Genomic DNA, 19394 nt, shown 5'->3' with positions numbered 1-19394 from the left:
ACGACCTCATGATCCGAACGTACGACGACCGTCGATCTCTGCGGCGATCGCGATCGACGACGCCACGGCCTCGGCCAGCCGACGGCGGGTGCCGGCGAGTTCTGGGCTCTCGTCACCGAACGCCGTCGCCTGGGTGACGAGAAGGCGCTCGTTCAGAGAAACGGCCTCCCGCAGCCGGTCGGTGCCCGCCAGCGTGAGGGCGAGTTCCGCCTGGGTGTCCAGCACGTCGGCGTCGGCGTCGGCACGCGTGGTCAGCTGCCGGGCGAGCACCTCCTCCAGCAGGTCGACTGCCTCCTCCTGCCGGCCGTCGCCGGCCAGGGAGCTCGCGATCGAGCGGCGAGTCGCGAGAACCTCGGCGGAGTCGTCGCCGTAGACCACGCCTTCCACGTCGAGCAGCTCCTCGAGCAGCTCGATGGCGCGCGCGTGGTGGCCCAGTTCTCGTTCCGCCTGCGCGAATCGCCACAGCAGATCGCGATCGCGCCGGTCGTGCAGGTCGAGAAGGGAATGGACGTCGTCGCCCAGGCGCGCGATCGCCCCGGTCTCCTCGTGCAGGTCGGCGAGCACCTCGACGAGCGCGCGCGTCGCGTCCACGACGTCGCGCGGATCGATCTCCGCCCGGTAGGCCAGCAGCAGCCGGCTCGCCTGCGCCGACCGGCGCACCGGGGTGGCGCGATCCGCGATCAGGCGCTTGGCCTCCTCGATGAGCGCGGAGCGCACACGCAGCCGATCCGATGCCCGGGTGAATTCGGTGGCAGCGACGTTCATCTGAGCCACATCGTGGAACTCGCAGAGGAACTCATCGATCGAGCGCACCCAGGTGCGCTCGATCGCGGCCGCCGACGGGTGCGCCTCGCGCTGGTCGTCGCCGGGGAGCGCGAGCGCGCGCTCCACCATCGTCCGGTCCCAGGAGTGGTTGGCGGTCACGGTGCCGGAGACGAGGGCGGGGATGGCCAGGGTCGCCAGCGTGAGCCGCTCGCGTTCGGACGCGCCGAGGCGGCTCCAGGCGGCCTTGTGGATGTCCGCCACCGTGCCGGAGAGCCTCTCGATGTCCTCCAGGGAGATCTCGAGAACGTCTCCGCCCGGGGCGCCGTACGTCTCGAGCACCAATTCCAGAGCGAAGGGGTTCGGGTAGGCGGCCACGAGCGCGTCCCGGGTGGCCGGGCCGATCTGCTCGCGATGCGACTCGACGATCGACGCGAGGTCTGCGGCCGTCAGGGCCCGCAGTGACGCCTCCGGCGGAAACGGAGGCGGAGGCGACGTCTCCTCGTCGAGGCGGATCAGCCGCTCGCCGGCTCGTCGCATCGCGCGGACCAGACCGGGGTGGGCGTCGATGAACCCCGGCCACCCGGTCGTGACGATCATCACCGGTGCGTCACGGACGATCAGCCGCTCGATCAGTTCCACGAGGAGGTCGTCCGCGTCGTGAACGTCTTCGACGAGGAGCACGACCGGCACGAGCGGCGCGATCTTGGCCAGGAACGACTCCACCTCGTCGACCTCGGACGGCTTGTACACGATCCCCTCGACGCTGCGCAGGTTCTTGCTGCGGGTGCGGGCCGCCTTGCTCCCCTGGACGCCTTTCCGGATCAGCCAGCTCATCGCCGCGAATCCCGGCAGTGCTCCACCGACCAGCTCGCCGGCCTTCGCGACGCCGAAGTCCACGGCCGCGGTCACACCGTCCTCGAGCACCTTCGCGCGCAGCGCCAGGAACGCGGGATAGGCGAATTTCTCGACGAAGCCCGCCCGGTACCACCAGGCGTTCTCGAGGTGGTCGATGTGCTTGCGCAGCACCGTGACGTCCTGCAGGAGTGACTCGGTGGGGGTGCCGTTCCGCAGGCCGCAGGAGACGCCCCACCACACGAAGTCGGGCCGGCTCATCGAGACGTGCTCGAAGTCGGGCGGGTTGACGCTCTTGCGGCGCTCGGAGACCCCGGACCGCGCGGTGGAGATCGCCGGGGGCCAGTACGCCGGCTCGGTCTGACGGGACTGCGCCAGCGCACGGTAGAACTCTTTGGCGATCCGGGTCTTCCCCCAGCCGGTCGGTGCCTCCAGCGAGATCCAGACCGGTCGCTGGTCCCTCTTCGCCCGGTCGAACGATGCGAGCAGACCGGCTGCGATCGCCTGACGTCCCCGGCCGGTGAACTCCGTCTCTCGTGACTCGGATGCCATGCTCTCGCTCCTCGATTGTGCGATCGACCGGATTGGGCTCAGCGTGCGCCGTCGCGAAGAGCCGCCCGGGCGCGGACGGCGATGTGCAGGTGGAGCCGGGAGTCCGGGTCGGCCAGATCGCGACCGGTCAGCTCGCGGATGCGCCCGAGCCGGTACCGGAGCGTGCTCCGGTGGATCGTCAGCGCCTGCGCCGCGCGGTCGTAGTTGCCGCCGGAGTCCAGGTACAGGGCCAGCGTGTGGACGAGCTCCGAGTGGTGGTCCCGATCGTGCTCGATCAGTGCGCCGAGCCACTCGTCCAGGTACCGGCCGAGGTCGACCCCGTCGTTCGACGTGTCGAGGATGCGGAGGAGACCGAGGTCGTCGTACGTGGAGAGACCGTAGGGCCGCACCGATTCGACCCGGATCTTCAGGGCCCGGCCGGCTTCGGCGAAGGAGCGCGGGAGCTCACCCGCGGGGCCCGGCGAACCCACACCGATGGTGCCCCGCCCGCTGGCGACCGACGACGACAGCCTGGCGTGGAGCGGTGAGAGATCGGCATCGGCGGCGACGATCACGAGCACGGCGTCCGCCCGGCGGGAGAGCAGAGCCGGCACGCGCATCGCCATCAGGTCATGGCCCAGTGCCGCCGCGATGTCGACGCCGTTCGGCGAGGGCTGCTCCCAGGAGACCAGCACGGCGCGCTGCGAGCCGTCGAGGTCGAAACGCAGCATCTCGGCGCGAGCGCGAGCGCCGACGACATCCGTGCCGAGCACGAGGTCGTCGGCGAGATTGCGGCCCAGGCGGATCTCGACGGCGGCGACACGACGCTGGTGCATGAGCTCGACGGCGATCACCGCACTCGCGTGCTCGACGGCGAACCGATCGTCGTCGCCGCGATCGTCGTGCGGGTCCCAGACGCCGATCACGCCGACGATCTCGCCGCCCGAGCGCACCTCGGTCGGACGCCATCCGGTCGTCGCCGGAGCGGAGGCCGGGCCGGTGACCGGTGCGCGGAGGCTGGACGGGGCCGGGGAGTCGCCGACCCGGGCGAAGGCGCGTTGGCTGCCGAGGGAATCCTGAAGGACGACGGATCGGCGGGTGAGCGCACTCAGCACGGCCACGATCCGTGTCTCGCCGTCGCCGGAGCCGGCCACGGCGGCGAAGGCGTCGCGGATGCGCTGGCGGGAGTCGAGTCGCAGGATCGTCGCCGTCAAGGTGCGGTTCGCGCCCTCCTGCTCCTGACCGAGCTGCCGCAGTTCATGGGCCCGGCGGCGTCCGCGGTCGAGCAGCTCGGCCGTGGCCAGCGCCGCGCCGGTCGGCTCGGCCAGTGCGCCGAGCAGGAACATCGCCTCGCGCGACGGTTCGGCCGTCGTGTGCAGCACGAAGGCGCCCTTGACCGCATCGGTTCCCCGGAAGAAGAGGGCGTAACTCCAGCCCTGTCCGTTCTCCAGCACTCCGCTGATGCCGGCGAGCGCCTCCACCAGAAGGTCGAGCCGGCGGTCGGCTCGGCCCGAATGCCGGATGAGACGGTCTCCGTGCATGACATAGGCGGCCGCGACGGCGCATCCGGAGATCACCGTGGCGGCGGCGGATGCCAGTCGGAGCGTGCGGCGCGTGGTCGGCCGCTCGGACATCGTCGAACCCACTCTGAAGAGGTCGTACAAGTCCGACCGTGCCTTGGCATCGAGGTCGGCTTGTGCGACCGACGATGGGTCGCTCAGTGCGCACATGATGGTGGACTCCGCACGCCCAGGCTAGTCGCTTTCCCCTGGGCCCGACAGGGCGGATAATCCCGCGTCTTTCGCCCTGCCGGGCCGAAGACACCACCCGGGGGGAAGCGCACACTCGGCGTCAGCGAGACCAGTCTCGACGGCTCCAAGCGGGTGCACGACCCGCGGGCCCGAAGAAAGGGATGTCTGATGGCGAAGGCAGTGGGGATCGACCTCGGCACCACGAACTCGGTGATCGCGGTCTGGGAGGGGGGAGAAGCGAAGGTGATCCCGAACGCGGAGGGCGCCCGCACCACCCCGTCGGTGGTGGCGTTCACCGACACGGGTGAGCGACTCGTCGGGCAGCTCGCCCGGCGGCAGGCGATCCTGAATCCGAAAGGCACGATCTCATCGGCCAAGCGCTTCATCGGGCGGAACTTCGACGAGATCGACGACGAAGCCAAGGCGGTCGGCTTCGACATCGCACCCGGACCGAACGGCGAAGCCCGGTTCACGATCCGCGACAAGCTCCACTCCCCGGAGGAGATCAGCGCGCTCGTGCTGCGCAAGCTCGTCGACGACGCCGCAAAGTTCCTCGGTGAGAAGGTGACCGAGGCGGTCATCACGGTTCCCGCCTACTTCAACGACGCCCAGCGCACCGCGACGAAGGACGCCGGCCGCATCGCCGGTCTCGAGGTGCTCCGCATCATCAACGAGCCGACCGCAGCCGCCCTCGCCTACGGGATGGACAAGAAGGAGCACGAGACGGTGCTCGTGTTCGACCTCGGCGGCGGCACCTTCGACGTGAGCCTGCTGGACGTCGGTGACGGCGTGGTGGAGGTGCGCTCGACGGCGGGCGACACCCATCTCGGCGGCGACGACTTCGACCGGCGTGTGGTCGACCACCTCGCCGACGAGTTCCAGAAGGTGGAGGGGATCGACCTGCGCAACGATCCGCAAGCGCTCCAGCGCCTGTTCGAGGCGGCGGAGAAGGCCAAGGTCGAGCTGAGCTCCGTGAGCCAGACCCAGGTGAGTTTGCCGTTCATCACGGCGGATGCCGCCGGCCCCAAGCACCTGACGACGACGCTGAAGCGCGCGACCTTCGACAACATCACCGCCGATCTGGTCGAGCGGTGCCTCGGCCCGGTGCGGCAGGCGATGGACGACGCGAAGGTCACCGAGAACGACATCGACGAGGTCATCCTGGTCGGAGGTTCGACGAGGATCCCCGCCGTGCAGAACCTCGTCAAACGGCTCACCGGGGGCAAAGACCCCAACATGACCGTCAATCCGGATGAGGTCGTCGCCGTGGGCGCGGCCATCCAGGCGGGGGTCCTGAAGGGCGAGGTCAGCGACGTGCTGCTGCTCGACGTGACCCCGCTCTCGCTCGGCGTGGAGACGCGCGGCGGCGTGATGACGACGATCATCGAGCGGAACACCACCATCCCGGCGCGCCGGAGCGAGGTGTTTTCCACCGCGCAGGACAGCCAGGACTCGGTCGAGATCGTGGTGCTGCAGGGGGAACGGGAGCGTGCCGCCGACAACCGCGTGCTCGGCCGGTTCACGCTGACCGGTATCCGGCCGGCGCCGCGCGGCGAACCCCAGGTCGAGGTCACCTTCGACATCGACGCGAACGGGATCCTGAACGTGAAGGCGCGCGACAAGGACACCGGTGCGGAGCAGGGGATCACGATCAGCGGCACGACGAATCTCGATCAGGCCGAGATCGAGCGCATGGTGCAGGAGGCCGAACAGCATCGCGCCGAGGACGAGCAACTGCGCGGAGACGTCGACGCCCGGAACGAGCTCGACGCCGCCGCCTACCGGGTCGAGCGCACGCTCGCCGAGCAGGGTGATTCCGTGCCCCAGCACGAGCGCGCTCGGGCGGAGATGCTGGTCGGTCAGGCTCGCGACGCCGTCGGTCGGGAGGTCTCGGCATCCGAATCGCGCGAGCTGACCAGTGAGCTGCAGCAGATGGACGCCGCCCTGTCCGTCTCACGGGCATCCGATGCGCCGTCCTCCGAGGCTCAGACCGAGGACGAGGCCGACGACGACGTCGTCGACGCCGAGTTCGATCGAAGCTGAGGGACCGTGACATGGACGACCCGGATGGCACCGACACCGACAGCGACAGCGACGTCGACACCGAGCCCGACGCCGGCGCGGGTGCCGCGTCGGCCCGGCCCGTCACGCCTGACGATCCGGACCTCCGTCTCGCCGACGTCGAGGACCGCTGGCGCCGTGCGGTCGCCGACCTCGACAACCTGAGGAAGCGGGCGGCCCGGGAGATCGAGTTCGTTCGCAATGCCGAGCGGGCTCGGGCCGCATCCGTCTTCCTCCCGGTCGTCGACGGGCTCGAGGATGCCGTCACCTACGCTCGAGGGCAGAGTGCCGGGCTGGCCGAAGGCATGCAGGCGATCCGGGAACAGGCCGTCGCCGCGCTCGAGCTCCTCGGCTACCCCCGGATCGACGAGGTCGGGGTGCCCTTCGACCCGCGCATCCACGAGGTCGTGTCGGTGGTCGACCGGGGCGATCGGCCGCCGCGAACGGTCGTGCTCGTCGCCCGGCTCGGATTCGGGACCTCGGATCGGCTGCTGCGGGCCGCCGGCGTCGTCGTCACCTCAGCCGAGGAGTGACATCGTGGCGGCCGACGACTACTACCGACTGCTCGGCGTCTCGCGATCGGCCGATGCCAAGGAGATCCAGCGCGCCTACCGGAAACTGGCCCGCACGTACCACCCCGACGTCAACAAGGAAGCGGGAGCCGAAGACCGATTCAAGCAGATCAGCGAGGCCTACCATGTGCTGGCCGATCCCGATTCGCGCGCGCAGTACGACCGGTTCGGGCCGGAATTCCGTCAGTACGCTGCGGGAGCCGAGCGCGAGTACGCGTCGCAGACACGGGCCGGCGCGGCGGGTGGCGGCGGCCGCACCCGAGCGCGCCCCGGACCCGCGGGCTTCACCTGGTCGAGCGCTCAAGGCGGCGCCGGCCCGGGTGGCGCCTCCGTCGACTGGGGAGACCTCTTCGGCGACGTCTTCGGCTCGATGCGGGGAATGGACAACGAAGCCACCCTCGAACTCACCGTCGAGGAGGCCTTCCGTGGCGGAGCCCGAACGGTCGTCGTCTCGGGCCCCGACGGCGACCGCCAGACGTTCGACATCCAGATCCCGGCGGGCGTCCTCGACGGCCAGCGGATGCGCGTGACCGGCGGCGGGGGCGCGGGCCGGGAAGACGGCGGGGCCGGCGACCTCGTCGTCACGTTCCGCGTGCGGCCCGACCGTAGCCTTCGGCTCGACGGGAAGAACATCGAGATGGACCTGCCGATCTTGCCCTGGGAGGCCGCGCTCGGGTCGAGCGTCTCGACCCGAGCTCCCGGCGGCCCGATCACCGTGCGGGTTCCGCCCGGCTCGTCCAGCGGCCGCCGGCTGCGGCTGAAGGGCCAGGGCATGCCGCAGTCCGGCGGGAAGCCGGGCGACCTCTTCGCGAAGGTGAAGATCATGGTCCCACCACACCTCACCGACCGTGAACGCGAGCTCTTCGAGAAGCTCGGGCACGAGTCCGCCTACGATCCGAGGTCCGCATCATGAGCTCTCCGCTGCTCCCGGTGCTCCCACCCCGCCTCGACATCGGGATGGTCGCGGCCGCCTCCGGCACCCACCCCGAACTCGTCGCGCGGTTCGTCGAGCTCGGCCTCGTCCCGGCTCATCGGGACGGCGCGGGCCGGTTGTGGTTCGACCCGTCCGCACCCGGACTGGTGAGGCGGATCGTGCGGCTGCACGCCGACCTGTCGCTCAACTACACCGCCGTCGCCCTCGTCATCGAGCTGCTCGCCCGCATCGATGTGCTCGAGAGCCGGCGCCGGGTGATCCGTTCCGGAAAGGGGACCCCACCATGGAGATGAACAAACTGACCCAGAAATCCCAGGAAGCCCTTCAGCAGGCGCAGAGCATCGCGAGCCGGAACGGGCAGACGGAGACCGAGAGCGAGCACCTCCTGCTGGCGCTGCTCACGCAGGAGGGCGGGCTCATCCCGCGACTGCTGGAAGCATCCGGTGTCGATCTGCCGGTGCTGCTCGGCGACGTGACGCGCGCGATCGAGCGCAAACCGAGGGCCACGGGGCCCGGGGCGACGCCCGGCCAGGTCTTCCTCTCGAAGTCCCTGGCAGCGACCCTCGACCGTGCCGAGAGGGAGGCGGATCGACTCAAGGACTCCTACGTCTCGGTGGAGCATCTGCTGCTCGCGCTCGCCGACGACCCCGGAAGTGCGACGGCGCGCCTGCTGCAGAGCGATGGTGTCACGCGCGAGGGCTTCCTGACCGCGCTCACCGCCGTCCGCGGCAACCAGCACGTCGATTCCGCGACCCCCGAGCAGACCTACGAGGCCTTGGAGAAGTACGGTCGCGACCTCGTGGCCGACGCCCGGGCCGGGCGCCTGGATCCGGTCATCGGCCGCGACACCGAGATCCGTCGCGTCATCCAGATCCTGTCGCGCAAGACGAAGAACAACCCGGTGCTGATCGGCGAGCCGGGTGTCGGCAAGACCGCCATCGTCGAGGGTCTGGCCCAGCGGATCGTGCGCACCGACGTTCCCGAAGGGCTCCGCGACAAGACGGTCTTCCAGCTCGACCTCGCGGCCCTGGTCGCCGGTGCGAAGTATCGCGGCGAGTTCGAGGAGCGGATGAAGGCCGTGCTGGCCGAGGTCACGTCGTCGGACGGGCGCATCCTGCTCTTCATCGACGAGCTGCACACGCTCGTCGGTGCGGGAGCGACCGAGGGGGCCATGGATGCGGGCAACATGCTGAAGCCCATGCTCGCGCGCGGCGAGCTGCACCTCATCGGCGCGACGACGCTGGACGAGTATCGCCGGCACATCGAGAAGGATGCCGCGCTCGAGCGCCGGTTCCAGACCGTGCTGGTGGAGGAGCCGGGCGTCGAGGACGCCATCTCGATCCTCCGTGGACTGCGGGAGCGCCTCGAGGTCTTCCACGGGGTGCGCATCCAGGACAACGCGCTCGTCGCGGCCGCCACCCTCTCCCACCGGTACATCACCGAGCGGTTCCTGCCCGACAAGGCCATCGACCTCGTCGACGAGGCCTGCGCGCGGCTGCGCACCGAGATCGACTCGATGCCCGCCGAGCTCGACGAGCTCACGCGAAGGGTGACCCGCCTCGAGATCGAGGAGGCCGCGCTGGCGAAGGAGAAGGACAAGCCGAGCCGCCTCCGTCTGCACGAGCTGCGCCGGGAGCTCGCCGACTTGCGGGCGGATGCCGACGCGAAGCGCGCGCAGTGGGAGGCCGAGCGCCAGGCCATCCGCAAGGTGCAGGAGCTGCGCAGCGAACTCGAGCGGGTGCGGCGCGAGGCGGAGCAGGCCGAACGCAGCTACGACCTCGACCGTGCGGCGGAACTGCGCTACGGCACGCTGGCGGAGCTCGAGCGCAACCTCGCCGCCGAGGAGGCCAGGCTCCAGTCGAAGCAGGGCCGGCAGCGGATGCTGCGCGAGGTCGTGACCGAGGAGGAGATCGCCGAGATCGTCGCCGCCTGGACCGGCATCCCGGTCGCCCGCCTGCAGGAGGGCGAGCGCGAGAAGGTGCTGAAGCTCGACGAGGTGCTCGAGGAGCGCGTCGTCGGGCAGTCGGAGGCCGTGAGGCTGGTCGCCGATGCGATCATCCGTGCGCGCTCGGGCATCCGCGACCCCCGGCGGCCGATCGGGTCGTTCATCTTCCTGGGGCCGACGGGCGTCGGCAAGACCGAGCTCGCCAAGGCCCTGGCAGGCGCGCTGTTCGACAGCGAGTCGGCGATGATCCGTCTCGACATGAGCGAGTACCAGGAGCGGCACACGGTCAGCCGCCTGGTCGGGGCGCCTCCCGGGTACGTCGGATACGACGAGGGCGGGCAGCTCACGGAGGCGGTGCGGAGGCGGCCGTACTGCGTCGTGCTCTTCGACGAGATCGAGAAGGCGCATCCGGACGTGTTCAACACCCTGCTGCAGGTGCTCGACGACGGCCGCATCACCGACAGCCAGGGCCGCACGGTGGACTTCCGGAACACCGTCGTGATCATGACCTCCAACATCGGCGCGGACCACCTCCTCAGTGGCGCTCGCGACAGCGGCGGAGGCATCACCGACGAGGTGCGCGACCAGGTGCTCGCCGAACTGCGCGGCCGCTTCCGCCCGGAGTTCCTCAACCGCGTCGACGACATCGTCGTCTTCGCGCCGCTCGGTCTGGAACAGATCGAGTCGATCGTCGAGCTGCTGATGGACGACCTCCGCCGGCGCCTCGCGGAACGCCAGATCACGCTCGAACTCACACCCGAAGCGCGGTGGCTGATCGCTGAGCGCGGCTACGACCCGCTCTACGGCGCGCGGCCGCTGCGGCGGTACATCTCGCACGACATCGAGACGCGGCTGGGCCGGGCCCTCCTCTCCGGATCGGTCGGCGAGGGCTCCACCGTGCGCATCGACGTGCGGGACGGCGACCTCGTGGTCGACCTGGAGCGCGCGGCGGCCGACACCGAGGCCGACACCCAGGCCGAGGCCGAGGTGATGACATGACGACCACGGCGACCACCGTCATCCGGTGCCCGAACTGCCGACACAAGAACCGCGTGCTCACGGCCGGCGCGGGGCGGCCGCGCTGCGGGAACTGCCACGAGCCCCTTCCCTGGATCGTCGACGCCCTCGACGACACCTTCGCCGAGGTCGCCGAGAAGGCCGATCCGCCGGTGATCGTCGACCTGTGGGCGAGCTGGTGCGGTCCGTGCCGCGTGGTCAGCCCCATCCTGGAGCAGCTGGCCACCGAGAGGGCGGGCGAGCTGAAGCTCGTGAAGGTGGACGTCGATCGTGCGCCCGGTCTGTCGTCGCGGTTCGGCATCCAGGCCGTGCCGACTCTGCTCGTGCTGCACGGAGGCGAGGTCATCGCCCGGCAGGCCGGCGCCGCCCCGTTCGGCGTGCTGCGCCGCTGGTTCGACGACGCGCTGAAGAACGAAGGAAGAAGCTCATGACCCTCCGCCCCGATCCCCACCTCGCCTTCGTCCGCCCGGTGTCAGCCCGCACTCCCGGCGCCTGCGAAGACTGCGTGGCCCTCGGCACGCCGTGGGTGCATCTCCGGCTGTGTCTGACCTGCGGCAAGGTCGGATGCTGCGACTCGTCGCCGATGAGGCACGCGCGAGCGCACGCTCAGCACGACGGGCATCCGATCGTCCGCTCCCTCGAGCCGGGCGAGACCTGGCGCTGGTGCTACATCGACGAGGATTTCGCCTGATGCCGGGCCTCGGATCGGGGCGCGTCGTCGTGGAGACGCCGGACACGCTCGGGGCCTACCCACGGCTCACAGCTCTGCAGCTGGAGGTGCTGAGGGGGGTGGGATCGCTCGTGCCCGTCTCCGAAGGGCAGGTGCTCACGCGGGCGGGCGAGGTGCCCGACTCGTTCTTCGTGGTGCTCGAGGGCCTGCTCGAGGTCTCCGACGGCGAGCAGGCCGGCATCCACGGCCCCGGCCGTTTCGTGGGCGACATCGGGTTGCTGGAAGGGCAACCGACCTTCAGCACGACCACCGCGGTCGTCGACGGCGTCGCGCTCGCGGTGCCGATAGAGGAGCTGGCGAGGATCGTGACCGGGGCGCCGCTGCTCGGCGACATCATCCTGCGCGCCTACTTGATCCGCCGGTCGATGGCGATCGGGTTCGGGGCAGGGCTGCGCGTGATCGGATCGCCGTTCTCGCCCGACACCCGTCGGCTGCTCGACTTCGCGGCGCGAAACCGGATACCGCACCGGCTGCTCGACCTGGAACACGACCCGGGCGCCGAAGCGATCCTGCGGCGGCTGGGACTCGGCGCCTCGGACGTGCCGGTGGTGATCGTCGGCGGATCGCGGATGCTCCGGAACCCCTCCGTCGTGCAGGTCGCACAGGTGCTCGGCGTACGGAGCGCCCTCCCTCCGGCGAGCAGCGACGTGCTCGTCGTCGGTGCGGGGCCCGCGGGTCTCGCTGCGACGGTGTACGCCGCCTCCGACGGACTCTCCGTTCTGCTCACCGACGCCGTCGCGACCGGAGGACAGGCGGCACTGTCGGCGCGCATCGAGAACTACCTCGGATTCCCCTCCGGCATCTCCGGCGCCGAACTCGCGGAGCGCGCCACCCTGCAGGTCGCGAAGTTCGGCGCCACCCTGGTCGCGCCCTCCGTCGCCGAGAGCCTCGTGGTCGAGGATGGCGCGCTGGTGGTGCGTTTCTCAGACGGAACGACCGCCACCCCACGGGCGGTGGTGGTCGCATCCGGGATGAGGTACAACCGCCTCGCTGTGGCGGGCCTCGACCGCTTCGAGTACACGAGCGTCTACTACGCCGCCACGGTCAACGAGGCGCGTCAGTGCGGCGCGGCGCCGGTCGTCGTGGTCGGGGGCGGCAACTCGGCCGGGCAGGCCGCCGTCTTCCTCGCCGGCACCGCGTCGCAGGTGGACCTGGTCGTCCGCGGGGCGGATCTCGCGGCGAGCATGTCGCGCTACCTGATCGTGCAGGTGGAGGAGCATCCCCGCATCACGGTGCATCTGCAGACGGTGGTGGTGGAGGCGAACGGCCGTGACCAGCTCGAGTCGGTCGTCGTCGAGCACGTGCCCTCGGCCGTGCGCAGCGAGATCCCCGCGACGAATCTCTTCGTCTTCATCGGGGCGTCGCCTGCCACCTCGTGGCTCGGCCCGGACGTCGCGCGGGACGAGCGCGGCTATCTGATCACGGGGAGCGGCACGACACCGTCCGGCGCGAGCAGGCCCGCCCTCGAGACATCGGTTGCGGGTGTCTTCGCAATCGGTGACGTCCGCAGCCGGTCGGTCAAGCGGATCTCGGCGGCGATCGGCGAGGGAGCGAGCGTCGTCGCGATGGTTCACGATCACCTCGCGACCGGCGGCAGCCGATCGTGAGCGGCAGTGCCCGGATCGACTCCACAAGTACACATCAACAGAAGGGCAAGGGATCGTCATGTCACGCATCACCATCATCGGCAAGGGCTCCATGGGCAACGCCATCGGAGGTGTGTTCGCCGCGGGAGGCAGCGACGTCGCCTACGTCACGCACGGCGACACCGAGGCCACCGTCTCGGGCGACACCGTCGTGCTCGCCGTTCCCTATCCCGAGGTCGACGGCATCCTCGCCTCACTGGGTGCGCAGCTCACCGGCAAGACGGTCGTCGACATCACCAACCCGGTCGACTTCTCGACCTTCGACTCGCTCGTCGTGCCGGCAGACGGCTCCGCCGCGGCCGAGATCCAGGCGAAGCTCCCCGGCAGCCACGTGCTGAAAGCGTTCAACACCACGTTCGCCGCCACCCTCGCGAGCAAGCAGGTGGGCGGTGTGCTCACCACCGTCCTCGTGGCCGGTGACGACACCGACGCGAAGACCGCTCTGATCGAGGCGATCCTCGCCGGCGGGCTCTCGGCGCTCGACGCAGGCGCCCTGAGCCGCGCTCGTGAGCTCGAAGCCCTCGGATTCCTCCAGCTCACCCTCGCGGCACGCGAGAAGATCGGCTGGAACGGCGGGTTCGCCGTGATCCGTTAGAGCTCGGCGAAGTCGTCGACGCCGGCCTCAGCGGCCTCACGGCGGCGGGCCCGCAGCGACGGCGCCACGAGCGCGGCGAGGATGGCGAGCACGCCGACGCCGGCCGAGACCCAGAAGCCGATCGTGAAGGCGTCATCGGTCGGAGCGCCCTGCTCGCTCACGTTCGAGGAGATGAGGGCGGCGATCACGGCGGTGCCGATGCTGCTGCCGACGGTGCGCAGCACGGTGTTGGCGCTGATCGCCTCACCGGTCTGAGCGGCCGGCACGCTCTCGACGATGGCGTTCGAGGTCGCGGCCAGCGCCATCCCGATGCCGATACCGGTCAGGATGCCGGAGATCACGATCTGCCACGACTCCGAGTGCCCGAGCGCCGGGATGAGGAACGCCACGGCCACGGCGATGCCACCCGCGATCATCGGGATCTTCGGCCCGATGCGGCGGATCAGGATGCCGGCCACGACGCCCGAGATCACCATCGCCACCACGGTGGGCAGGAGGTACAGCCCGGCCTCGCTCACCGAGAAGCCGAAGCCGTAGCCCAGCACGGTCGGCAGCTGCAGCAGGGTGGGCACGAGGATGAAGGTGCCGAACATCGCGAAGCCGAAGGCGAGGGCCACGACGTGGGCGGTCCACACCCCACGGTGCTTGAACAGGCGCACGTCGATCAGGGGGTTCTTCACCCGGAGCTCGACGACGACGAACACGACCAGCGCGATCGCACCGAGCGCGATCAGCCCGATCGTCTTGCCGTCGCCCCAACCCCACTTCTCGCCCTCGCTGATGGCCAGCAGCAGGCCCACGAGGCCCACGCTCAGGATGCCCGTGCCGAGAACGTCGAGGCGGCCCGGGGTGCGCACCGGAGACTCGGGGATGCCGAAGATGGCGCCGAGCAGCGCGATCGCCACGAGCACGGCCGGCAGCCAGAACAGCCAGTGCCAGGAGAGGTTCTCCACGATCGGGCCGGCCGCGACGATCCCGACGCCCGCACCGATGCCGAAGATGGCCGAGAGCAGGCCGATGGTCACGCTCACGCGCTCCCGCGGCAGTTCGTCGCGCACGATACCGATCGACAGCGGCATCACCGCGCCCGCGGCGCCCTGCAGGATGCGCGCCACGATCAACACACCGAGGTTCGGCGCGAGCGCGGCGAGCACCGTGCCGACCAGCAGCAGTGCGAGCACCACGATGATGACCTTGCGCTTGCCCACCATGTCGCCGAGACGGCCGAGGATCGGGGTCAGCACGGCGGCCGAGAGCAGGTAGGCGGTGAGCACCCAGCTGGCATCGGTGGTGGCGACGCCGAGGTCGGCGCCGATGGTGCCCAGGGCCGGTGCGACGAGCGACTGCAGAACGGCGAACGACAGTCCGCCGAGGGAGAGGAACAGGATGATCGCGGTTCCGCGCCCGCGCGCGGCCTTGGCGATCTGGATCGAGCCCGTCGAAGGGCTCTGGGTGGTGGCGGACATGGTCTCCTCGGGTATGTAAGCAGTCGCTGACTTGACCATCATTCTTGTTTCGTTGCTCGAAGTCAACTTTTGTTTACTTGCGATGCCGGGCCGGTACAGTGGCCGGTGGGAGTGAGAGATGAGCAATCAGACAGTGCGGTCCGCCGATCGAACGGATGAGGTCGAGCCGGCCGCCGACGACGACCTGATCCGCCCGGGCCGGGACGCCGCCGCCACCAAGCGCGCGCTCGTGCGTGCCGCCCGCCGCCGGTTCGCCACCGACGGCTACCGGGCGACGACGGTACGGCAGATCGCCGCGGACGCGGGTGTGAACGTCGCCCTGATCAACCGCTACTTCGTGTCGAAGGACGGTCTCTTCGAGGCCTGCATGGCCCGCACCTCCGACGAGCTCGACTCCCAGACGCCCTCGCGCCCGTCCGACCTGGAATCGGTGATCGAGCGCCTCGTGACGCACGTCGTGAACGCGCCCGACGGCGACGACCCGCTCCAGCTGCTGCTGCTCCTGCGTTCCTCAGGAGACGAGAACGCCAACCGCATCCGCCGCCGCACCCTCGAGCATTTCACGCAGAGGCTCGCGGCGGCGGCGGGGTGGAAGGCGGACGATCCCGAGACGGCCCCGATCCTGCTCCGGGCACAGCTGGCCATCGCGACGATGCTCGGCACGGTGATGCTGCGCACCTCCGCTGCCGTGCAGCCGGTGGCCACCGCCGGCCACGACGAGCTGGCGGATCCGCTCGCCCGCATCTTCCGAGGCCTTCTCGGCGACCAGGACGACTGAGCACCACGCCGCAGCCCCCCGCAGAGCGAGCGGGATGCCGCGGGATTCCCGTGCGGACTCGCCCTAATGGTGGGCGGCACGGAGACCTTGGACGTCGCTCGGTGCCGAGAGCTGGGGTTCGGCACCGGGATCACTTCGACCGGCGCGGGCTCGTTCGTCGCCGTCGACGACACCCAGCTCCTCGCCCGGATCGGGGCCGCCGGAGCCGTCGCCACGCGCGCGCTCGTCGCGGACTTCGTGGGCGAGATCGGCCGCAACGGCGTGCTGGTGGTCCGGCGGGTGGCGGGGCGCGCCGGCCGCCGTCAGTTCAGCGCGGGGGTGTCCTCGGGAATGATGCCGGTGCCGTAGAGGTCGGTGGCGAGGTCGCGCAGTGCGCGCAGGGCGACGCGCTGGGTGAGCGGGCCGTAGGAGATCCGCGCCACGCCGAGGGCTTCGTACTCGGCGGCGGCGAGGGCGCCGGGCAGGCCGATCACCGAGAGCTTGCCGGCGCCGAGGCCCTCGACGAGCTGTTCCACCACCTCGCGCTTCACCGCGCCCGGCACGAAGACGAGGGGCGCGCCGGCGTCGAGGAATGCCTTGCCGCGCGCGATGGCGTCCGCGATGCTCTCGTCGAGCGGGCGGTCGCCGCCCCGCGCGATCGCGTCGGTGCGGGCGTTGAGCTGGAAGGCCACACCCTCCTGCTCTGCGGCCTTCATGATGGCGGCGACGCGGGCCACCGACTCGTCGAAGGGCCGCAGGCGGTCTTCCACGTTCGCGCCCACGATGCCGAAGCCGATGGCCCGGCGGATGGTCTCGGCCGGGTCGGCGTAACCGTCGTCCAGGTCGGCGGTCACCGGCAGGTCGGTGGCGTCGACGACGGTCTTGGCGCCCGCGAGAGCCACGTCCAGCTGCATCCCGCCGTCGTCGTAGCCGTACGAGGCGGCGATCGAGTGACCCGCCGTGGCGATGGCCTTCGTCTCGGGCAGGTCGGCCACCGTCTTGGCGCTGATCGCGTCCCACACGTTCACCACGCGCAGGATCTCGGGTGCCTCGTGCAGGCTCTTCAACTGCTGGGCGCGGTCGTTCGTGGAGGTGCTCATGCGGGGTTCTCTTCCTTCGTGTTGTCGACCACGGGCTCCCGCTTGCTCTCCCAGGCGTGCCGGTGATCGCGGATCCAGCGGGCCGGCCCCCGGCTGGGCTCGGTGCCGGCGGTCATGGCCTCACTCTGCCCCGCCATCGCCCGAGCGGCAACGGCAGCGGCTCCGAACATCCTGTGCAAGCGGGAACTATTCCGGCAGAACGAGTGTTCTGGTAAGTGACGCCGCAGCCAGTGGCGCAGAATCGAGGAGTCAACGTGACCAAGGACTACCGCCCCACCCCCGAGGCGATCGCCCGTCTCACCCGCCAGCAGCGCGCGGTGACCCAGGACGACGCCACCGAGCCCGCGTTCCGCAACGAGTTCTGGAACGAGCACCGCGACGGCATCTACGTCGACGTCGTGTCGGGCGAGCCGCTGTTCGCCTCCACCGCCAAGTTCGACAGCGGATCCGGCTGGCCGAGCTTCACCGTGCCCCTCGACCCGGCGAACGTCGTCGAGAAGAAGGATCGCAGCTGGGGCATGACCCGCACCGAGGTGCGGTCGGCCCACGGCGACAGCCACCTGGGGCACCTTTTCCCGGACGGGCCGCGCGAGGCCGGAGGCCTGCGCTACTGCATCAACTCCGCCGCGCTGCGCTTCGTGCCGCGCGAGGAGCTCGCCGAGGCGGGTTACGAGGAGTACCTGGCGCTGTTCGGAACGCCGAGCGGCGCCGCCGCCACCACCACGATCACCGAGGAGAGTGCACGATGACCACGACCGAGAAGGCGATCCTCGCCGGAGGCTGTTTCTGGGGCATGGAGGATCTGATCCGCCGTCGCCCGGGCGTGCTCGACACGCGCGTGGGCTACACCGGCGGTGACGTGGCGAACGCCACCTACCGCCACCACGGCACGCACGCCGAGGCGATCGAGATCAGCTACGACCCGAGTGTCACGAGCTATCGCGAGCTGCTGGAGTTCTTCTTCCAGATCCACGACCCGTCCACCAAGAACCGGCAGGGCAACGACATCGGTACGAGCTACCGCTCGGGCATCTACTACACCGACGAGAGCCAGCGGGCGGTCGCGGAGGACACGATCGCCCATGTCGACGCCTCGGGCCTCTGGCCCGGGCCCGTGGTCACCGAGCTGAGCCCAGCCGGCCCGTTCTGGGAGGCCGAGCCGGAGCACCAGGACTACCTGGAGCGGTACCCGAACGGCTACACCTGCCACTACGTGCGACCGGGGTGGACCCTGCCGCGCCGCGAGCAGACGGTCGACGCGGGCTGACTCGCGAGCAGACGGTCGACGACGGCTGAGCCGTCAGGCCTGACCGGCGGCCGGTTCGTGACGCGCGAGCGTGACGAACCGGTACCGGATGCCCGTCCTCGACTCGTGGAAGCCCTCGACGGGGTCCTGGCTGCGCCGCCAGCCCTCGCCGACCTCCGGCGCCCTGGTGTCTCCGGCCGGATCGAGATCCACCTCGGTGATCTCGATCCGGTCGGCTGCTCCGAGGGCCTGCCGGTAGATCTCACCGCCGCCGATGACCCAGACGGTCTCGTCCGCCCCGGTAACCAGTGCCGCCTCGAGCGAGTGAGCGACCTGCGCTCCCTCGGCCTCCCACTCGGAATCCCGGGTCACCACGATGTTGCGGCGGCCCGGCAGCGGCCGGAAGCGCTCGGGCAGTGAGTCCCAGGTCTTCCGCCCCATCACCACGGCAGCACCCGAGGTCAGCTCCCGGAAGTGCGCCAGATCTTCCGGCAGGTGCCACGGGATGCCGCCGCCCTGACCGATCACGCCGCCCCGGGCCTCGGCCCAGATCAGTGCCACGCTCATGCCGTCGGCCTCAGACGGCGACGGCGGCGCGGATGGCCGGGTGGTGCTCGTACCCCACGATCTCGAGGTCGTCGTACGTGTAGTCGAAGATGCTCGCCCGTTCGGCCGTGATCTGCAGCGCCGGTGCGGGGAAGGGATCGCGTTCGAGCTGCAGCCGCACCTGGTCGACGTGGTTGTCGTAGATGTGGCAGTCGCCGCCGGTCCAGACGAAGTCGCCCACGGCCAGCCCCGTCTGCGCCGCCACCAGGTGCGTCAGCAGCGCGTAGCTCGCGATGTTGAACGGCACGCCGAGGAACAGGTCGGCGCTGCGCTGGTAGAGCTGGCAGGAGAGCTTGCCGTCGGCCACGTAGAACTGGAACAGCGCGTGGCAGGGCGCAAGCGCCATCGAGGGGATCTCGGCGACGTTCCAGGCCGAGACGATCAGCCGGCGCGAATCCGGATCGCGGCGGATGGCTTCGATCACCTCGGTGATCTGGTCGATGTGCTCGCCCGTCGGTGAGGGCCAGGATCGCCACTGCACCCCGTACACCGGACCGAGCTCGCCGTTCGAATCGGCCCACTCGTCCCAGATGCTGACCCCGTTCTCCTGCAGCCAGCGCACGTTGCTCTCGCCCCGCAGGAACCAGAGCAACTCGTACGCGATCGACTTGAAGTGCACGCGCTTCGTGGTGATCAGCGGAAAGCCCTCGGCGAGGTCGAATCGCAGCTGCCGGCCGAACACGCTCCGCGTGCCCGTTCCGGTTCGATCCGACTTCGCTGTGCCGTTCTCCAGGGTGTCGCGCAGGAGATCTTCGTACGGCGTCGGAATCGCGTTCGTCATCCCACGAGCGTAAGGGTTTCCGGCGCATCCCGGGCGCCG

At 70.3% G+C, this 19394-nt stretch carries 19 protein-coding genes; 13 read left to right on the top strand and 6 right to left on the bottom strand.

Going from position 1 to position 19394, the window contains the following annotated elements:
- Window positions 1-6: 6 nt before the first annotated feature.
- Both ACN4JJ_RS12380 and ACN4JJ_RS12375 read right to left on the bottom strand, forming a co-directional pair.
- The gene (locus ACN4JJ_RS12380; protein ID WP_440710190.1) at window positions 7-2169 is read right to left on the bottom strand and encodes a tetratricopeptide repeat protein; all 2163 of its coding nucleotides are present in this window, start codon (window positions 2167-2169) and stop codon (window positions 7-9) included.
- A 38-nt stretch (window positions 2170-2207) separates the two neighbouring features.
- The gene (locus ACN4JJ_RS12375; RefSeq protein WP_440710189.1) at window positions 2208-3782 is read right to left on the bottom strand and encodes a PucR family transcriptional regulator; all 1575 of its coding nucleotides are present in this window, start codon (window positions 3780-3782) and stop codon (window positions 2208-2210) included.
- Between the two features lie 285 nt (window positions 3783-4067).
- On the opposite strand from ACN4JJ_RS12375, the gene dnaK reads away from it, so the two are divergent.
- The 9 genes from dnaK to ACN4JJ_RS12330 are packed head-to-tail and all read left to right on the top strand — an operon-like array spanning window position 4068 to window position 13399.
- A complete protein-coding gene (dnaK, locus tag ACN4JJ_RS12370) occupies window positions 4068-5942 on the top strand; it encodes a molecular chaperone DnaK (RefSeq protein ID WP_440710188.1) in 1875 nt (624 codons plus the stop codon).
- A gap of 11 nt (window positions 5943-5953) precedes the next feature.
- Window positions 5954-6493, top strand: a complete 540-nt coding sequence (locus ACN4JJ_RS12365) for a nucleotide exchange factor GrpE (RefSeq protein WP_440710187.1) — start codon at window positions 5954-5956, stop codon at window positions 6491-6493.
- Between the two features lie 4 nt (window positions 6494-6497).
- A complete protein-coding gene (locus ACN4JJ_RS12360) occupies window positions 6498-7445 on the top strand; it encodes a DnaJ C-terminal domain-containing protein (protein WP_440710186.1) in 948 nt (315 codons plus the stop codon).
- The gene (locus tag ACN4JJ_RS12355) at window positions 7442-7759 is read left to right on the top strand and encodes a chaperone modulator CbpM (RefSeq protein ID WP_440710185.1); all 318 of its coding nucleotides are present in this window, start codon (window positions 7442-7444) and stop codon (window positions 7757-7759) included. The genes ACN4JJ_RS12360 and ACN4JJ_RS12355 overlap by 4 nt, the downstream gene beginning before the upstream one ends.
- Window positions 7750-10410 (top strand): ATP-dependent chaperone ClpB, encoded by a 2661-nt coding sequence (gene clpB, locus ACN4JJ_RS12350; protein ID WP_440710184.1) that lies wholly within the window; start codon window positions 7750-7752, stop codon window positions 10408-10410. The genes ACN4JJ_RS12355 and clpB overlap by 10 nt, the downstream gene beginning before the upstream one ends.
- Window positions 10407-10859, top strand: a complete 453-nt coding sequence (gene trxA, locus ACN4JJ_RS12345) for a thioredoxin (RefSeq protein WP_440710183.1) — start codon at window positions 10407-10409, stop codon at window positions 10857-10859. Before clpB ends, trxA begins: the two co-directional genes overlap by 4 nt.
- Window positions 10856-11119, top strand: a complete 264-nt coding sequence (locus tag ACN4JJ_RS12340) for a UBP-type zinc finger domain-containing protein (protein ID WP_440710182.1) — start codon at window positions 10856-10858, stop codon at window positions 11117-11119. The genes trxA and ACN4JJ_RS12340 overlap by 4 nt, the downstream gene beginning before the upstream one ends.
- On the top strand, window positions 11119-12765 hold the full coding sequence (locus ACN4JJ_RS12335; RefSeq protein WP_440710181.1) for an FAD-dependent oxidoreductase: 1647 nt from the start codon (window positions 11119-11121) through the stop codon (window positions 12763-12765). The genes ACN4JJ_RS12340 and ACN4JJ_RS12335 overlap by 1 nt, the downstream gene beginning before the upstream one ends.
- A gap of 58 nt (window positions 12766-12823) precedes the next feature.
- On the top strand, window positions 12824-13399 hold the full coding sequence (locus ACN4JJ_RS12330) for an NADPH-dependent F420 reductase (RefSeq protein WP_440710180.1): 576 nt from the start codon (window positions 12824-12826) through the stop codon (window positions 13397-13399).
- Here ACN4JJ_RS12330 and ACN4JJ_RS12325 read toward each other — a convergent pair.
- A complete protein-coding gene (locus ACN4JJ_RS12325; protein WP_440710179.1) occupies window positions 13396-14865 on the bottom strand; it encodes an MFS transporter in 1470 nt (489 codons plus the stop codon). The two genes, ACN4JJ_RS12330 and ACN4JJ_RS12325, sit on opposite strands and share 4 nt — an antisense overlap.
- A gap of 118 nt (window positions 14866-14983) precedes the next feature.
- Between ACN4JJ_RS12325 and ACN4JJ_RS12320 the strand changes: the two genes are divergently transcribed.
- Both ACN4JJ_RS12320 and ACN4JJ_RS12315 read left to right on the top strand, forming a co-directional pair.
- A complete protein-coding gene (locus tag ACN4JJ_RS12320) occupies window positions 14984-15643 on the top strand; it encodes a TetR/AcrR family transcriptional regulator (protein ID WP_440710178.1) in 660 nt (219 codons plus the stop codon).
- 66 nt (window positions 15644-15709) lie between these two features.
- On the top strand, window positions 15710-15991 hold the full coding sequence (locus tag ACN4JJ_RS12315) for a hypothetical protein (protein ID WP_440710177.1): 282 nt from the start codon (window positions 15710-15712) through the stop codon (window positions 15989-15991).
- On the opposite strand, the gene ACN4JJ_RS12310 is transcribed toward ACN4JJ_RS12315, so the two are convergent.
- The gene (locus tag ACN4JJ_RS12310) at window positions 15946-16722 is read right to left on the bottom strand and encodes an isocitrate lyase/PEP mutase family protein (RefSeq protein ID WP_440710176.1); all 777 of its coding nucleotides are present in this window, start codon (window positions 16720-16722) and stop codon (window positions 15946-15948) included. The two genes, ACN4JJ_RS12315 and ACN4JJ_RS12310, sit on opposite strands and share 46 nt — an antisense overlap.
- Before the next feature lie 254 nt (window positions 16723-16976).
- On the opposite strand from ACN4JJ_RS12310, the gene msrB reads away from it, so the two are divergent.
- Together msrB and msrA are read left to right on the top strand one after the other, a co-directional pair.
- Window positions 16977-17471, top strand: coding sequence for a peptide-methionine (R)-S-oxide reductase MsrB (gene msrB / locus ACN4JJ_RS12305; RefSeq protein WP_440710175.1), 495 nt, complete (start codon window positions 16977-16979; stop codon window positions 17469-17471).
- The gene (gene msrA / locus ACN4JJ_RS12300; protein WP_440710174.1) at window positions 17468-17989 is read left to right on the top strand and encodes a peptide-methionine (S)-S-oxide reductase MsrA; all 522 of its coding nucleotides are present in this window, start codon (window positions 17468-17470) and stop codon (window positions 17987-17989) included. The genes msrB and msrA overlap by 4 nt, the downstream gene beginning before the upstream one ends.
- Window positions 17990-18022: 33 nt before the next feature.
- Here the strand turns inward: msrA and ACN4JJ_RS12295 are convergent, their stop codons facing one another.
- Together ACN4JJ_RS12295 and ACN4JJ_RS12290 are read right to left on the bottom strand one after the other, a co-directional pair.
- On the bottom strand, window positions 18023-18535 hold the full coding sequence (locus ACN4JJ_RS12295; RefSeq protein ID WP_440710173.1) for a dihydrofolate reductase: 513 nt from the start codon (window positions 18533-18535) through the stop codon (window positions 18023-18025).
- Between the two features lie 10 nt (window positions 18536-18545).
- A complete protein-coding gene (locus ACN4JJ_RS12290) occupies window positions 18546-19355 on the bottom strand; it encodes a thymidylate synthase (protein WP_440710172.1) in 810 nt (269 codons plus the stop codon).
- Window positions 19356-19394 lie beyond the last annotated feature (39 nt).

The sequence above is a fragment of the Herbiconiux dendrobii genome (genome assembly GCF_052048175.1).
Taxonomy (GTDB): Bacteria; Actinomycetota; Actinomycetes; order Actinomycetales; family Microbacteriaceae; genus Herbiconiux.
This window is presented reverse-complemented; position numbering and strand designations above follow the sequence as displayed.

Bases quoted from the DNA above. Each gene is read 5' to 3' on its own strand.
- msrA (WP_440710174.1), top strand. From the start codon at position 17,468: ATGACCACGACCGAGAAGGCGATCCTCGCCGGAGGCTGTTTCTGGGGC.
- ACN4JJ_RS12310 (WP_440710176.1), bottom strand. From the start codon at position 16,722: ATGAGCACCTCCACGAACGACCGCGCCCAGCAGTTGAAGAGCCTGCAC.
- ACN4JJ_RS12355 (WP_440710185.1), top strand. From the start codon at position 7,442: ATGAGCTCTCCGCTGCTCCCGGTGCTCCCACCCCGCCTCGACATCGGG.
- clpB (WP_440710184.1), top strand. From the start codon at position 7,750: ATGGAGATGAACAAACTGACCCAGAAATCCCAGGAAGCCCTTCAGCAG.
- ACN4JJ_RS12340 (WP_440710182.1), top strand. From the start codon at position 10,856: ATGACCCTCCGCCCCGATCCCCACCTCGCCTTCGTCCGCCCGGTGTCA.
- ACN4JJ_RS12365 (WP_440710187.1), top strand. From the start codon at position 5,954: ATGGACGACCCGGATGGCACCGACACCGACAGCGACAGCGACGTCGAC.
- ACN4JJ_RS12380 (WP_440710190.1), bottom strand. From the start codon at position 2,169: ATGGCATCCGAGTCACGAGAGACGGAGTTCACCGGCCGGGGACGTCAG.
- ACN4JJ_RS12315 (WP_440710177.1), top strand. From the start codon at position 15,710: ATGGTGGGCGGCACGGAGACCTTGGACGTCGCTCGGTGCCGAGAGCTG.
- ACN4JJ_RS12330 (WP_440710180.1), top strand. From the start codon at position 12,824: ATGTCACGCATCACCATCATCGGCAAGGGCTCCATGGGCAACGCCATC.
- ACN4JJ_RS12325 (WP_440710179.1), bottom strand. From the start codon at position 14,865: ATGTCCGCCACCACCCAGAGCCCTTCGACGGGCTCGATCCAGATCGCC.
- dnaK (WP_440710188.1), top strand. From the start codon at position 4,068: ATGGCGAAGGCAGTGGGGATCGACCTCGGCACCACGAACTCGGTGATC.
- trxA (WP_440710183.1), top strand. From the start codon at position 10,407: ATGACGACCACGGCGACCACCGTCATCCGGTGCCCGAACTGCCGACAC.
- ACN4JJ_RS12290 (WP_440710172.1), bottom strand. From the start codon at position 19,355: ATGACGAACGCGATTCCGACGCCGTACGAAGATCTCCTGCGCGACACC.
- ACN4JJ_RS12320 (WP_440710178.1), top strand. From the start codon at position 14,984: ATGAGCAATCAGACAGTGCGGTCCGCCGATCGAACGGATGAGGTCGAG.
- ACN4JJ_RS12295 (WP_440710173.1), bottom strand. From the start codon at position 18,535: ATGAGCGTGGCACTGATCTGGGCCGAGGCCCGGGGCGGCGTGATCGGT.
- ACN4JJ_RS12335 (WP_440710181.1), top strand. From the start codon at position 11,119: ATGCCGGGCCTCGGATCGGGGCGCGTCGTCGTGGAGACGCCGGACACG.
- ACN4JJ_RS12375 (WP_440710189.1), bottom strand. From the start codon at position 3,782: ATGTCCGAGCGGCCGACCACGCGCCGCACGCTCCGACTGGCATCCGCC.